This is a genomic window from Shimia sp. (assembly GCF_049116215.1).
In the GTDB taxonomy this organism is placed as follows: Bacteria; Pseudomonadota; Alphaproteobacteria; order Rhodobacterales; family Rhodobacteraceae; genus Shimia.
Window position 1 is genome coordinate 167,139 of sequence record NZ_JAGDZB010000005.1, and the last position, 14,515, is coordinate 181,653.

The 14,515-nt window shown below is 58.0% G+C and carries 14 protein-coding genes; 8 read left to right on the forward strand and 6 right to left on the reverse strand.

The annotated features are described in order from the left end of the window. Positions 1-13 precede the first annotated feature (13 nt). From sdhA to JXR15_RS15600, 8 genes are all read left to right on the forward strand, one after another. Entirely contained in the window at positions 14-1,822 is a 1,809-nt protein-coding gene (gene sdhA / locus JXR15_RS15565; RefSeq protein ID WP_299418781.1) for a succinate dehydrogenase flavoprotein subunit, read from the forward strand. Further along, entirely contained in the window at positions 1,822-2,376 is a 555-nt protein-coding gene (locus JXR15_RS15570; RefSeq protein WP_422054120.1) for a hypothetical protein, read from the forward strand. The genes sdhA and JXR15_RS15570 overlap by 1 nt, the downstream gene beginning before the upstream one ends. A 46-nt stretch (positions 2,377-2,422) precedes the next feature. Beyond that, complete coding sequence (locus JXR15_RS15575) at positions 2,423-3,241, forward strand: hypothetical protein (protein ID WP_422054121.1); 819 nt, start codon at positions 2,423-2,425, stop codon at positions 3,239-3,241. Between the two features lie 53 nt (positions 3,242-3,294). Beyond that, the gene (locus JXR15_RS15580; RefSeq protein ID WP_283427031.1) at positions 3,295-4,074 is read left to right on the forward strand and encodes a succinate dehydrogenase iron-sulfur subunit; all 780 of its coding nucleotides are present in this window, start codon (positions 3,295-3,297) and stop codon (positions 4,072-4,074) included. Positions 4,075-4,261: 187 nt separating this feature from the next. Beyond that, entirely contained in the window at positions 4,262-4,414 is a 153-nt protein-coding gene (locus JXR15_RS15585) for a hypothetical protein (RefSeq protein WP_422054122.1), read from the forward strand. Positions 4,415-4,549: 135 nt separating this feature from the next. Beyond that, entirely contained in the window at positions 4,550-6,190 is a 1,641-nt protein-coding gene (locus tag JXR15_RS15590) for an FAD-binding dehydrogenase (RefSeq protein WP_422054123.1), read from the forward strand. A gap of 58 nt (positions 6,191-6,248) precedes the next feature. After that, positions 6,249-6,683 carry a DUF4399 domain-containing protein gene (locus tag JXR15_RS15595; protein ID WP_422054124.1) on the forward strand — a complete coding sequence of 145 codons (435 nt, stop codon included), beginning with the start codon at positions 6,249-6,251 and terminating at the stop codon, positions 6,681-6,683. 49 nt (positions 6,684-6,732) lie between these two features. Beyond that, positions 6,733-7,593 carry an urea carboxylase-associated family protein gene (locus tag JXR15_RS15600; protein WP_422054125.1) on the forward strand — a complete coding sequence of 287 codons (861 nt, stop codon included), beginning with the start codon at positions 6,733-6,735 and terminating at the stop codon, positions 7,591-7,593. Between the two features lie 101 nt (positions 7,594-7,694). Here the strand turns inward: JXR15_RS15600 and JXR15_RS15605 are convergent, their stop codons facing one another. The 6 genes from JXR15_RS15605 to JXR15_RS15630 form a co-directional block, all read right to left on the reverse strand. After that, entirely contained in the window at positions 7,695-8,279 is a 585-nt protein-coding gene (locus tag JXR15_RS15605; RefSeq protein ID WP_422054126.1) for an HNH endonuclease, read from the reverse strand. A 228-nt stretch (positions 8,280-8,507) separates the two neighbouring features. Continuing rightward, entirely contained in the window at positions 8,508-10,202 is a 1,695-nt protein-coding gene (locus JXR15_RS15610; protein WP_422054127.1) for a hypothetical protein, read from the reverse strand. A gap of 101 nt (positions 10,203-10,303) precedes the next feature. Beyond that, a complete protein-coding gene (locus tag JXR15_RS15615; RefSeq protein ID WP_422054128.1) occupies positions 10,304-10,969 on the reverse strand; it encodes an alpha/beta hydrolase in 666 nt (221 codons plus the stop codon). Between the two features lie 111 nt (positions 10,970-11,080). Then, entirely contained in the window at positions 11,081-11,785 is a 705-nt protein-coding gene (gene deoD / locus JXR15_RS15620; protein WP_422054129.1) for a purine-nucleoside phosphorylase, read from the reverse strand. 195 nt (positions 11,786-11,980) lie between these two features. Then, entirely contained in the window at positions 11,981-12,295 is a 315-nt protein-coding gene (locus JXR15_RS15625; protein WP_412555471.1) for an H-NS family nucleoid-associated regulatory protein, read from the reverse strand. A gap of 192 nt (positions 12,296-12,487) precedes the next feature. After that, complete coding sequence (locus JXR15_RS15630; RefSeq protein WP_422054130.1) at positions 12,488-14,482, reverse strand: methylmalonyl-CoA mutase family protein; 1,995 nt, start codon at positions 14,480-14,482, stop codon at positions 12,488-12,490. Positions 14,483-14,515 lie beyond the last annotated feature (33 nt).

Here is a 14,515-nt window from a genome sequence, read left to right on the forward strand (position 1 = left end):
AGGATCTAAGAAGATGACTGCAGCATACGAATATGAAACCCACGAATATGATGTCGTGGTTATTGGCGCCGGCGGCGCGGGTCTGCGTGCGACGCTGGGCATGGCTGAGCAAGGCCTGCGCACCGCCTGTGTGACCAAAGTTTTCCCTACCCGCTCGCACACTGTTGCGGCGCAGGGCGGTATCGCGGCGTCCCTGTCCAACATGGGGCCGGACAACTGGCAGTGGCACATGTATGACACTGTGAAAGGCTCTGACTGGCTGGGTGACACCGACGCGATGGAATACCTCGCACGCGAAGCGCCCAAAGCGGTCTATGAGCTGGAGCACTACGGTGTGCCGTTCTCCCGGACCGAAGAAGGTAAGATTTACCAGCGTCCGTTTGGTGGTCACACCACCGAGTTTGGCGAAGGCCCTGCGGTACAGCGGACCTGTGCGGCTGCGGACCGGACCGGTCACGCGATCCTGCACACGCTCTACGGTCAATCGGTCAAGAACAACGCCGAGTTCTACATCGAGTATTTTGCGCTTGATCTGATCATGTCCGAGGACGGTCAGTGTCAGGGCGTGGTGTGCTGGAAGCTGGACGATGGCACGATGCATGTCTTCAATGCGAAGATGGTTGTTTTGGCGACTGGTGGCTATGGCCGTGCTTATTTCTCCGCAACCTCTGCGCACACCTGTACCGGTGATGGCGGAGGTATGGTTGCCCGTGCGGGTCTGCCCCTGCAGGATATGGAATTTGTACAGTTCCACCCAACCGGCATCTACGGCTCTGGCTGTCTGATCACGGAAGGTGCGCGTGGGGAAGGTGGATATCTGACCAACTCTGAAGGCGAGCGCTTTATGGAGCGTTATGCGCCACAGTATAAAGACCTCGCACCACGGGACTACGTGTCCCGTTCTATGACCATGGAAATCCGCGAAGGTCGTGGTGTGGGTGAGAATGGCGATCACATTCACCTGAACCTTAGCCACTTGCCAGCTGAAGCGCTGGCGGAGCGTCTGCCGGGTATCTCTGAGTCTGCAAAAGTCTTTGCGGGTGTGGATGTGAACAAAGAGCCAATCCCGGTTCTGCCTACTGTGCACTACAACATGGGCGGCATTCCAACCAACTATTGGGGTGAGGTTCTGAACCCGACTGCCGAAGATCCAACTGCCGTTGTGCCGGGTCTGATGGCTGTCGGTGAAGCGGGCTGTGCCTCTGTGCACGGCGCAAACCGTCTGGGTTCCAACTCGCTGATCGACCTTGTGGTGTTTGGCCGTGCGTCAGCCATTCGCGCCGGTAAAGTTGTGGACGCGGACGCGCCCAACCCTGTGCTGAACCAAGCGTCTGTGGATAAGGCGTTTGACCGCCTCGACACCGTACGCAACGCTAAGGGTGGCGCGCCAACGGCGGAGCTGCGTCTTGAGATGCAGCGCACCATGCAGGCAGATGCGGCCGTGTTCCGGACCGACAAAACGCTTAAAGAAGGCGTTGAGAAGATGACGGACATTGCGGCGAAGATCGACGATCTGCACGTGACCGACACCTCTCTGGTTTGGAACAGCGACCTGATGGAAACGCTTGAACTGACCAACCTGATGCCAAACGCATTGGCGACAATCCACGGTGCGGAAGCCCGTAAGGAAAGCCGTGGTGCGCACGCACATGAGGACTATTCCGAGCGTGATGATGAGAACTGGCGTGTGCACACTGTGAGCCGTGTTGATGGCAACAAGGTGGACCTGACGTATCGTCCGGTGATCAAAGATCCTCTGACCACCGAAGATGAGGGCGGCATCAGCCTGAAGAAGATCGCTCCAAAAGCGCGGACGTTCTGATGAAAGCGCTGGGTTTTGGATTTTGTATGGTTGTTGCCGGTTTGGCGACGCAGGTTTCGGCTGAGACCTCGGTTGTTGTTGATCAGGTTCAATCCTGCATGTCCAAAACCCGTGCGCCTGGCAGCTATCTGGTTGCGGTGCACAAAGAGGTGCCGACTGTCATGGCGGCCACAGGTGGCACGGAGACCGGCGTTGTGAAAATCAACGACTGTCTGGCGGATACCTATGACGTGCAGTTCAGCGCGGCGCTGTCCACGAGCAACGAAGCGCGCAAAGAGCTGGTGGCGCAGTGCCATCGCAAAGGCAACGCGCATTTGATTGTGGGTACAATTGTCACCGCCGCGACATTTGCGGCCGTGGGCACTGCCAACGAATTCTGGTTGCTGTTTGGGGCTGGTGTTGGGGGCGCCTCTATTGGCCGGGGGATCAAATATAAGATGTCCTGTAACCAACTGGCAGACCCAAATTACCAGAGCGGCAAGCAGATTGATGTCGCGACCGGCTGTCCCAAACATGCGGACGTGATGTATGGCGGGAGCCGCTATTGCCGGTAAGCTGGATGGCATATGATTTGCACGCTGTGCTGCGGGAGGGCCTGTGATGTCCTCGCGTCGTGTGATTGTGCATATTGGTGCGCAGAAAACGGGCTCCACGTCGCTGCACCGTTTTTTGGCGCGCAACCGGGACGCTTTGGCGGAGCGGCTGGATATTCGTGTGCCGAGCAAAGGCTCGTTGACGCGAGAGTTGGGTCGGACGTGCACGCTTTACAGCATGCGGCCCGCCAAACATGAGGCGGATCTTGTGGCGTTGATCGCGCAGGTGCGCGAAGCGCTGGAAGGGGACGACCGGGTTTGTGTCATCAGCCACGAGAATATCTGTGGCGCGATGATGGGGCGGTCCGATGTGCGGGAGCTGTTCCCGCGCCTGTCAAACATCCTGCGTTTGTTCGAGCAACACCTGGCACCGTTTCAGCTAGACTACGTGCTCTACACCCGTGACATGCAGAGCTGGAAACGCAGCGTGCACAATCAGGCTGTGAAGTCGGATGGCTATGCTGGCACGCTGGAAGATTTTCTGGCTGAAACAGTGGACAGCCGTGATTGGAATGCGGTGCAGGCCGAAATGGAAGGTCTGGTTGGTGCGGATCGCGTGCGCGTGTGTGCGCTGGAAGACGAAACCACGCCGGAGCGCCCGGGACGGCAGCTTTTGCGCTTTGCCGGTTTGACCGATGCCGAGATTGACACGCTGGAGCCGCTGGCCGGGCGGTCCAACCAAAGCCTCACCCCTGGGGCTCTAGAGTTTATGCGTCAACTCAATGAGTTGGCGCTCGCACAGCCCGCCCGCAAGCAGGTGGCCGAGCTGATTAAGAACAATCAAACGCTTTTTGCCGATGGTCCGATGCCATCACAGAAAGCCTGAACAGGAACGAAGGTATGCGCATCGCGCGCGCCCACGTATAGGAAGGAAAGACCATGGTCGAATTTGCCCTCCCCAAGAACAGCCGGATTGTGACCGGCAAGACCTGGCCCAAGCCAGAAGGTGCGACCAACGTGCGCAAGTTCCAGATTTACCGCTGGAACCCGGACGACGGTAAGAATCCGCAGATCGACACATATTTCCTCGACATGGACAAATGTGGCCCGATGATCTTGGACGCGCTGATCAAGATCAAAAACGAGATTGATCCAACGCTGACTTTCCGCCGTTCTTGCCGCGAAGGTATCTGTGGCTCCTGCGCGATGAACGTTGACGGGATCAACACATTGGCCTGTATTTACGGCCTCGATGAGGTCAAAGGCGACGTGAAAATCTACCCGCTGCCGCACATGTCGGTGGTTAAAGACCTGATCCCGGATCTGACCCACTTCTACGCGCAGCACGCGTCGATCATGCCGTGGTTGGAAACCAAGACCAACCGTCCGGCCAAAGAATGGCGCCAGTCGATTGAAGACCGCAAGAAGCTGGATGGTCTCTATGAGTGTGTGATGTGCGCGTCCTGCTCGACATCTTGCCCAAGCTACTGGTGGAACGGCGACAAATACCTCGGCCCAGCCGCGTTGCTGCACGCCTACCGCTGGATCATTGACAGCCGCGATGAAGCGACAGGCGAACGCTTGGATGAGCTGGAAGATTCTTTCAAGCTGTATCGCTGTCACACCATCATGAACTGTGCCAAAACCTGCCCAAAGGGTTTGAACCCGGCGAAAGCGATTGGCGAGATCAAGAAGATGCTTATCGAGCGTCACGTCTAAATTGAAGTGAAGAAGATTTCGAAAGCCCGTCTGTTTCAGGCGGGCTTTTGCTTTAGGCAAAGATGTATCCCACCGCATACATTTGCAATTTTTGCATAGCGTGATTGCAGGATCAGCGGTTTACGGGTGCGTAATCTGACTTAAGTTGGCGGCGAGGGAGGACACCGGATTTACATGGAGAGCCTCAATGTCCGCGTCTAAAAACGAGAGCCCTGAAGATTTTGCCGTCCGCGCGCAGGAAGCACTGGAACAAGCCTATGGCTACTACACCCAGCTACCGCGCATCGCAGAGGTAAAACCGTCTAGCGAAACCTACTATGAGTATGTGAAAGCCGCGTAAGCCAAACATACAAATGCCGATTAGCGCTCCGAGGTTTCGGGGCGCTTTTTGTTTGCCGCAAAGCGCTGACGTTAGGTCTGGCTTGGCGGTGTGCGGCGCTGGGGCTACCCTTTTGGGAACAGGGGAGGATGTGCCATGACCGATGTGATTATCGTTGGGGGCGGCTTGGCGGGGCTTGTGGCGGCCAATGAGGCGGCAAGCCGGGGGCGTAAGGTGCTGATGCTGGATCAGGAAGGTCCGCAAAGCCTAGGAGGGCAGGCATTTTGGTCCCTAGGCGGATTGTTTATGGTCGATACGCCTGAACAACGTCGTATGGGTATCAAAGACAGTCCAGAATTGGCGCTTACCGACTGGATGGGGTCGGCACAATTTGATCGCCCAGAGGATGCCAATCCTCGCAAGGTGGCGGAGGCCTATTTGGAGTTTGCGTCCGGTGAGATGCGTAGCTGGCTGCAAAGCATTGGCATGCGATGGTTCCCGATTGTGGGCTGGGCTGAGCGTGGCGGTGAGATGGCGCATGGGCATGGCAATTCGGTGCCCCGGTTTCACGTCACCTGGGGCACTGGGCCGGGCGTGGTTGCACCGTTTGAGCGGCTGGTCAGGGAGCATGTGTCCGGTGGGCGTGTCGAACTGGCGTTCCGGCGTAAAGTCACTGATCTGATTGTGGAAAATGGTGTTGCGAAAGGCGTGCGCGGGCATGTGCTTTCCGAGGATGGTGCAGAGCGCGGGAAGTCGACGTCCCGCTTAGTGGTCGGCGAGTTTGAGCATCGCGCGGAGGCGGTTGTGATCACCTCTGGCGGGATAGGTGGCGACCACGACATGGTGCGGCGCTATTGGCCCGAAGACCGGCTGGGCAAGGCGCCAAAACGCATGGTGGCCGGTGTGCCGGATTATGTGGATGGACAGATGCAGCAGGTGGCCGAAGGCGCTGGTGCGGGGATCATCAACGGCGATCGTATGTGGCATTACACCGAAGGCTTGGCGAATTGGGATCCGATCTGGCCCAACCACGGCATTCGCACTTTGCCAGGGCCAAGCTCGATGTGGTTTGACGCCCTAGGGGAGCGCATGGAAGCGCCGTATCTGCCGGGGTTTGATAGTCTTGGAACGCTGAAGCGGATTTTGGCGACGGGGCACGAGCACAGCTGGTTTATTCTGACCCAGAAGATCATCGAAAAAGAGTTTGCATTGTCTGGCTCTGAGCAGAACCCGGACCTGACCTCTGGCAAGTGGTCTGAGGTGCTCAAACGGCGGGTGATGAACAAAGGTGCACCGGGACCGGTGGAGGCGTTTAAGGAGCACGGCGAGGATTTTGTGGTGGCTGATTCACTGGAGGAACTGGTCGCCGGAATGAACAGGATCACGCCGGATGTGCCTGTCACCCTTGAGAAAATCCGATATCAGATTGATGCGCGGGATGCGCAGATTGACAATGCCTACTGCAAAGACGCGCAGGTGACCGCCATTCGTGGGGCGCGCAATTATCGCGGGGATCGGTTGATACGTACAGCCAAGCCTCATCGGATTTTGGACCCGAAGAATGGTCCGTTGATTGCGGTGCGTTTGAATATCCTGACGCGGAAGTCCCTTGGTGGGTTGCATACCGATGTCACGGGGCAGGTGTTGCGACCGGATGGGAGCGTCTTTGAGGGGCTGTTTGCCGCCGGAGAAGTTGCAGGTTTTGGCGGTGGTGGCTACCACGGCTACAACGCGTTGGAAGGGACGTTTCTGGGCGGCTGTATCTTCTCTGGAAGGGCGGCTGGGCGGAGCGTCTAGACCACTTTCGGATCTGTGTTATCCTCCCAGTATTGTTAAAAAGTTGGGAGGAAACGTTATGAAGAAACTAGTGGCCGCATTGGCAATTATGCTGAGTTCTCAGGCTTTTGCAGGGGACACTCCGTCGCCTGATGGGGCGATGGTCTACTTTATCAACCTGAGTGATGGCGATTCTGTTGAGGCGCCGTTTGTGGTGAACTTTGGCTTGTCTGGCATGGGGGTTGCGCCTGCTGGCACAGAGAAGGAAAACACAGGTCACCATCATATTTTCATCAACCGGCCGCCTTTGGGCGAAGGGGCTGAAGATGCAGAGTTGATGGAGAACGGTGTGCCGACGGACGACAACCACAAACATTTTGGCGGTGGTCAGACCGAAGTGACGCTGGATCTGCCGGCTGGCACGCACACGCTACAGCTGGTTTTGGGGGACGAATTTCATGTGCCACACAACCCGCCTGTGGTGTCTGAAGTGATTACCATCACTGTGAAATAACACGGTTTTTTGCATTGCAAGACTGTCTGGTCGGGGGCAGGATCGGGGTATGACAGACATGCCTTTGCCCCCCGCCGATGCAGACGAGCGCCGCGCCATCAAGCCGGTGATCTGCTACCCAAATGAGACGCTGCCGGAGGCGCCGATGGCGCTCTATAAGGCGGCGCGTGCGACTGCCACCAAGGTTGATGAGGTGCTGATACCGGCGCGGGATGCGCGGTGTTTTGAGGTGCCTGCAGGGCAGTTTTTTCGGATTTCTTCCGTCGAAGGTCCACAGGTTGGGGACCTGAATCTGTGGCACTCCAAGGATCTAAGTGAGCGGTTTTTCTCTGGAAAAACAAGAGCTTTGCACGGCACGCACATCACAACCGGTGAGCGGATGTGGACCAGCCTGCCGAGCCTTAGACCAATGGCGACCATCGTGGAGGACACGTTAGGCTGGTACGGGATCGACACTTATGGCGGCTCTGTGCATGACGTGATTGGCACGCGCTGTGATCCTTACACCGGCAACCTGTTGGCGGGGGATCATTACCACTATTGCTGTCATTCCAATCTGACACGGGCTTTAGCGGCGCACACGGGTATGTCACTGCAAGAAGCAGAGCCTTATGTGCATGATGTGCTTAATGTTTTTATGTGCACAGGCTTCACGCGCGACACGGGGCAATACTTCATGAAAGCCAGCCCGGTGCGGCCGGGAGACTATCTGGAGTTCTTTGCCGAGATTGACCTTCTGGGGGCGTTGAGCGCCTGTCCAGGGGGCGATTGTTCGAGTGAGCATAGCTCTGACACGGCGGCGTGTTATCCGATGTTGGTGGAGGTGTTTGCTCCGGAAGCGGGCGCCTTGGGAGACTGGAAGCCGCCTGCGGCCAACGGCTACGACAGGAGCCATGGAATGGCGCGTTAACCATCAAAAAACCACGTCGGTATTCTGTCGGTATCGCGACTGTTTCACGGTGGTGCGAGGTTTTCAGCGCAGAGGCCTGTTAACGCTTCTCACGGGAAGTGTCAGGCGTCGAGTTCCGCATCCCAATAGAGGTAGTCCATCCAGCTGTCGTGCAGGAAGTTGGGCGGGAATTTGCGGCCGATGTTTCGCAGCTCCTCGGAGCCGGGTTGGCGCGGTGGTTTGCGCAGGCTCATGCCGATCTGGCGCAGGCTTTTGGAGCCTTTTTTCAGGTTGCAGGGCGAACAGGCCGCGACCACGTTTTCCCAGCTGGTGATTCCGCCTGCGGCGCGTGGAATGACGTGGTCAAAAGTCAGGTCGCCACGTGCGCCGCAGTACTGGCAGCTAAACCCGTCCCTCAGAAAAAGATTAAAGCGCGTGAAGGCCACGCGCTTTTGCAATTTTACATAGTCTTTGAGCACCACGACGGAAGGGATCCGTATCTCGGTAGAGGGGCTGCGCACCACATGGTCGTATTCGGCCACAATATCGACCCGATCCATGTAGGCGGCTTTGATGGCGTCCTGCCACGGCCATAACGAAAGCGGGTAGTAGGAGAGTGGGCGGTAATCAGCATTGAGCACCAAAGCCGGATGATGCTTCAATCCGCCGGGATGTCGCGTGAATTCGGTCCTAAAGTCGCCGTCCATAAGGGTGCTCCCTCGCTGCGTTCGTGCCGCAGTGGCACGAGGCCTACATCCACTATATCTCGTGGTCTCGTTCTGACAAGCCTCACAATATGCGTTAGCGGCATTTGTGATGTGCAAGTGCAGCATGGCACGGCTGGGTGACGGATTTGTGACGCGGGTGGCGAAACGCAATCACCCCGCCTCACAAAGGGGCGGGGTGTTAAAGCGGGTTGTGACACTCAGGCGGTTTTACCAGAATTTCGCACCGGAAAGGTCAAAGGTCTTTGACAAGGTCAGGGCAAACCGGGGGTCGTCTTGGGCAATCATGCTTCCAATACCGTGGCGGCCAATGGCATTTGTGGCCTGAGCATCCACAGAAAAGCCGGATTGGCCAAAGTGGTACCGGGCGCCAGCGGCCCAGGTTGTTTTGCTGCCGTCTCGGCCGATGGGCGTGGCCTCTGCCATCAGTTCAAGGCCATTGGCGAACGTGTAGCCGATGCCCATGCCCAAGCCGACAAGCTCCTTGTTGCCCCAGGCCGCAATTTTGGGGCTTGCGGTGAAAGAGAAGCCACTGCGGGTTTTGTAGTTGGCGGTCAAATCGGTAAAAAATACGCCAATTTTCTGAGAGGAAGAACTGATCTGGCGCCCGTAGAGCATCCGCCCTGCCAGCGAGAACGGGTTGCCGTTGTTTTGATCCATCAGGCGCAGTTTTGGCCCAACCATGTAGCGCACATGGGTGGTGGGTACCAAGCTGGCGTCTGCGGTTGGGTTGTCAGAGAACTGCTCAAAAATGAACTGAATTTCGGCGTCTCGGTCGGGGCTGAAGTTGATTGAGACACCGGCGTTGTTGTCGCTGCCGTACCACAGGTCGGTGCGCATCAGGCCCGGATCCAGCGTGGCGGCGGAGCCAAGGGTAAAGCCGTCCTGTTGGGCGTTCAACTGCGGCCGCGTCGTGGGCAGGGACAAAGTGCGGTAGCTTTCGTCTCGCGTGACGCCAGGCGTGTAGATCAGGCGCCCGCCAACCATCACGTGATCCCCATCCGGCCAGAACGTCCAAGCGCTGGTGGCTGGGGAGATGCCAAAGCCGTTGGTCACATAGCCTTCAAAGGCAATGCGGGGTGTCACGTTGTACCGGCCCCCAGCGGACCACACAGGTTCGGTGACCCATTGGCCAGTGCTGGCGATGGTGTTGGGGCTGCCCACGGAGGATTCGACGGTGCCAAACAGGGACAGGCGGGGGTGGGCCTTGTAAGACACACCGGCGCCCATGGTGACCATATTGCCGTAGAACTGACCGCCGTCGATTTCATCCGGCCCAAGTGTGATGCCGGGGGTGAAATGCACCTGCAGCTTTGGATTGACTGTGTAGGAGATGGGCATCTTCAACGCGCCGATGGCGACGTTGGATTGCGGGCGGAACCAGCTGCCCCAGAGGTCGGTCTGCATTTTGGTAAAAACCTCAGCAGATCCAAGAGCCGCGATGGCCCAACGGTCATCCTTGTAGAGCTGGTATTTGCCCCAGAGGGCAATTTGGTTGGTTTCCAATTGTGGGATGCGCTCTGGGCCAACGCCTGGGAAGCCGTTGATGGGCCCGCCCACCGGATCGATGTAGTTTTGAATCTCCAGGCCGAGATTGAAGCGATCGGAGAACGCATAAACACCGCCGCCGTGGTAGTTCTGGTTGCCGGTGCCAGCGCGGTCGCTTGGGCTGGTTTGACGCGCGCCAACGGTCAGCTCCAGCGTGCCTTTTGGATAGAGGTTGCCGGTTTCAAGCGAGACAATGCGGGTGGGGCCGTTGTCCAGCGGGTTTACGCTTTGGGCGAGGGCGGTGTGCACGGGCGCCAGCGCAGTTGCGCAGAGGGCCGCAGCAAGTTTTGCGCGTCTGGAAGACGGGCGGGGCATAGACGGTTTGGGGCTGGCAGGGTGCAACACGGTGAAATCCAATACATCAAATCTTAAATTTTTTTACCGCAGCGGGTGGGTGGCGCAAAACACTTTTGCGCCACGGGCTTGTGTTTGCCGCAAAATTGCGGGGAGACGTGGCCTTAAAGGCCCAGTTTGTCGCGCATAAACGCCAGCGCCACGCCAAGACCATCCGGCGCAATGCCATGCGCTGTGCCTTTCATAATGTGGGCGTAGACGTCGCTGAAACCCGCCTCTTGTAGGGCTTCTGCCGCTTCGGGCAGGGACTGTGGCGGCACCACATCGTCTTGGTCGCCATGGATCAGCAGAATGGCTGGTTTGCTGATGGCTTCGTCTTTGAGCAGATCTGGCTGTAGCAAGCGTCCGGAGAAGGCGACGATGCCGGCCAAAGCGTCTTCGCGGCGCGGGGCGACATGCAGGCTCATCATGGTACCTTGGGAGAAGCCAAACAGCACCACCTGTTCCGGCAGCAGATCTTCATCAACCATCACCGCATCGAGGAAGGCGTTGAGGTCTTCGACGGCGGCCATCATGCCGCGTTCGCTTTCTTCTTCCGAGGAGCCATCGATCCATGGGATCGGGAACCACTGGCGGCCCATGGGCATGCCGGGGATTTCTTCGGGCGCATCAGGCGCGAGGAAAAGCGTATCTGGCAGGTGTTCGGCCAACGGATCGGCAAGGCCCATCAGATCCGCGCCATTAGCGCCGTAGCCGTGCAGGAAAATCACCGCAGAGCGGGTTTCGCCGGAAGCGGGTTCCTTGCGTTGAGCTTGCAATACACGTGTCATGGAGGGCCCCTTGTATCCTTAAGCTGCGGGTGCAGCAGTCAGGGGCGTGTGTGGCATGTCAGGCGGTCTGTCGCAAGATGTGCGCGGCCGCCTGACGGGATGTGTTGCCGATCAGGCGAAGGCGGCTTCGAGCGCAATTTCGACCATGTCGCCAAAGGTCTTTTCGCGGTCCTCGGACGGCAAGGCCTCGCCGGTCAGCAGGTGGTCGGACACGGTCAGAACCGCCAGAGCGCGGCGTCCGTGGCGGGCGGCGAGGTTGTAGAGCTCGGCCGCTTCCATTTCGACGCCAAGAATGCCGTGGCGGGTCATCTGTTCAGTCAGATCAGGGCGTTCGTCATAGAACACATCGGAGCTGTAGATGCCGCCCACATGGGTGGCGGTGCCTTTGGCTTCGGCTGCGTCGGCCGCGGCGCGCAGCAGGCCGTAGTTGGCACATGGCGCGAAGTTCATTTCTTTGAAGATGCCGCGAGAAGGGGTCGAAAGCGTGGTGGCGGTCATAGCAACAATCACGTCGCGCACTTTGACGCTGTCTTGCATGCCGCCGCAGGAGCCGATGCGGATCAGGGTTTTGGCGCCGTAGTCTTTGATCAGCTCGTTCACGTAGATTGACAGCGAAGGCATGCCCATGCCGGAACCGTGGATGGTGACACGGTTGCCTTTCCACATACCGGTGAAGCCAAGCATACCGCGCACTTCGTTCACCAGTTTCACGTCGGTAAGGAAGGTATCCGCTGCCCATTTGGCGCGGTATGGGTCGCCCGGTAGAAGAACGGTTTCTGCGATGTCTCCGGGTTGGGCTCCGATGTGAACTGTCATGGCAATTCCTTTTTTTGTCTATGTTATGGCAGCGGCGCTTGCGGCCCGCGCAAATGCTTAAGAGTGAATCACTTGCTCAGAATGGTATCGCGAAACAAGTCGGAAATCCGAGAAACATCTGCTGGGAAAAGCAAAAGCCGAAGCAGCGGCATAAACCGCGCTCCGGCTTCAATACGTGGCGCTCTCTTTAAGCGCTTAGATTTCCATCGCGTCAGGCGCAATGCCTGCGGCCAGAGCCTCGTCAAACCATTTGGGTTTGCGGCCTTTGCCGGTCCAGGTTTTGGTTTTGTCTTCAGGGTGTGCGTATTTTGGCACGCCTTTCATCAGGCCACCGCGTTTCTTTCCTGTCACGCTGGCCAGTTCTTCCAGAGAGAAGCCGTATTTTTCGGCCGCTTCTTCGATGGCTTTTAAGGCATCGGTTTTGCGTTGGGCCTCGCGCTTTTCCAGTTGGATATCGATCTGCGCGCGCAGGTCAATTAGGGCTTCGCGGCTCATGTCTTCCAAATTCATTCCGGAGATCCACTCGTCTATTGGGGTCGGCGACGATTTTCACAGCGATTAACCAGGATATGCAAGGCGGAACACTATTTTTGAGGGTTGTTCTGCAAATTATACAACTTAGAAGTGCGGGTAGGGTTTTCCTTACTCGCGCAATCTGCGCCGGTCCCATTTTTTGAGACCACGTTCTCGTTAAAAATGCGGTTACTCTGCGGCCACTGAACTGGGATTCGCCAGTGTGACGATGTCGCCCATAATGGTGTTGAGCTCGAAGTCTTTCGGTGTGTAGACCCTTGCTACACCCATGGCACGCAAGCGGTCCGCATCTTCGTCTGGAATGATGCCGCCAACAATCACTGGCGTGTCCCCCAATCCTGCGTCGCGCATCCGGTACATGAGGTCTTCAACCAGCGGGATGTGTGAGCCGGACAGGATCGACAGACCCACGACATGGGCGTCGTCTTCCAGCGCTTTGGTCACGATCTCCTCGGGTGTCAGGCGGATACCGTCGTAGGTGATGTCCATGCCGCAGTCGCGGGCGCGGAAAGCGATTTGCTCGGCACCGTTGGAGTGGCCGTCAAGTCCCGGTTTGCCAATGACAAATTTCAGGCGGCGGCCCAGTTTGTCGGACACGGCGTCCACGGCAGCGCGCAGGTCGTCCAGCCCTTCGGTTTTGTTGGACGGGGCACCGGAGACACCGGTGGGCCCACGGTACTCGCCATGCACAACACGCATTTGTGCGGCCCATTCGCCGGTGGTCACGCCAGCCTTGGCAGCGGCGATGGAAGCGGGCATGACGTTTTTGCCATTGGCCGCAGCGGCACGCAGGACGGCAAGGGCTTTTTCAACAGCGGCGTTGTCGCGCTGGTTGCGCCATTCAGCGAGGCGGGAGTTCTGTTCTTGCTCAACCGCCGGGTCCACCACCATGATGCCCCCGTCGCCGGTCATCAGCGGAGAGGCCTCGCCTTTCTGGAATTTGTTCACGCCCACCACCACGGTCTCACCGGCTTCGATGCGGTTGAGACGTTCGGCGTTGCTGTCCACCAGGCGGGATTTCATATAATCAATCGCGCCAATCGCGCCGCCCATGCTATCCAAATTGGCCAATTCGCTACGCGCGCCGTCTTTTAGCTCTTCAACTTTGGAATCCACTGCCGGGTTTCCGTCAAACAGGTCGTCGTATTCCAGAAGATCGGTTTCAAAGGCCATGATTTGCTGCATCCGCATGGACCATTGCTGATCCCAAGGGCGTGGCAAGCCCAGTGCTTCGTTCCAGGCTGGCAATTGCACGGCGCGGGCGCGGGCCTTTTTGGACAGGGTCACGGCCAGCATTTCAATCAGAATACGGTAGACGTTATTCTCCGGTTGTTGTTCGGTCAGGCCCAGCGAGTTAACTTGCACGCCATAGCGGAAGCGGCGCGATTTGGCATCGGTGACGCCGTAGCGCTCTACCAGAATTTCATCCCAGAGGTCGACAAAAGCGCGCATTTTGCACATCTCGGTGACAAAGCGGATGCCCGCGTTCACAAAGAAAGAAATACGGCCACAAAGGCGCGGGAAGTCTTCTTCGGCCACGCGGGGCTTCAGCGCGTCGAGCACGGCAATTGCGGTGGCCAAGGCAAAGGCCAGTTCCTGCTCTGGTGTCGCGCCCGCCTCTTGCAGGTGGTAGGAACACACGTTCATCGGGTTCCATTTGGGCACGTTGGTGTAGCAGTATTCGGCCACATCCGCGATCATCTTCAAGCTGGGCTCCGGCGGGCAGATATAGGTGCCGCGACTCAGATACTCTTTGATCAAATCGTTTTGCACCGTGCCTTGCAGTTTGGTGACATCGGCGCCTTGCTCCTCGGCGGTGGCGATGTAGAGCGCCAGCAACCAAGGGGCGGTGGCGTTGATCGTCATAGAGGTGTTCATCTGCTCCAGCGGGATCTGGTCAAACAGGGTGCGCATGTCGCCCAAGTGGCAGACCGGCACGCCGACTTTGCCCACTTCGCCGCGCGCCAGGATGTGGTCGCTGTCGTATCCTGTCTGTGTCGGCAGATCGAAAGCCACCGAGAGGCCGGTTTGACCTTTTTCCAGGTTGGAGCGGTAGAGCGCGTTAGACGCCTTGGCGGTGGAGTGACCAGCGTAGGTGCGAATCAACCACGGACGATCCTTGGCAGGTTTATCGGCGGGCTGGTTTTTCTGCGTCTGCGACATGTTTCATTCCTCTGCTGGGGGTCGAGAACCGAC